This window comes from Vibrio sp. 1978, assembly GCF_033344345.1.
Map to the genome: position 1 here is coordinate 785 of NZ_JAWPOP010000133.1, position 349 is coordinate 1,133.

The 349-nt window shown below is 39.0% G+C and carries 1 protein-coding gene; it reads left to right on the top strand.

Features of this window, described 5'->3' with window-relative positions:
• Nucleotides 1–349: tetratricopeptide repeat protein (locus tag R8N49_RS25025; protein WP_318190198.1), on the top strand; the 349-nt coding region annotated here is incomplete at both ends.

Sequence of the window (349 nt, forward strand, 5' to 3'; positions counted from 1 at the left end):
TGAGTTATACATAAACACTCTAGAGAAAAAGGATCTTAAAGACCCAGATATTATTTATATCTTAGCTAAGCTTGAATATTTAAAATCCAATTACGATGCGAGTGAACGTTACTTAGAAGAGTATTTAGATAATGGCGGTCCAGAGGGTGATTACTACCTTCTAAAAGGCAAAATACTTGCGCGTAAAAAAGACTATGATGGTGCAATTTCTCACTTTAATGACAGTAAGAAGAATGGCGCATCAGACCGTGAGGCAAACAACAATATTGCAGTAGTGATGATGTTGCAAGGCAGACCAGAGCCCGCGATGGAGCTGCTCTATGGCTTGTTTGCTGCCAATCCAAATGAT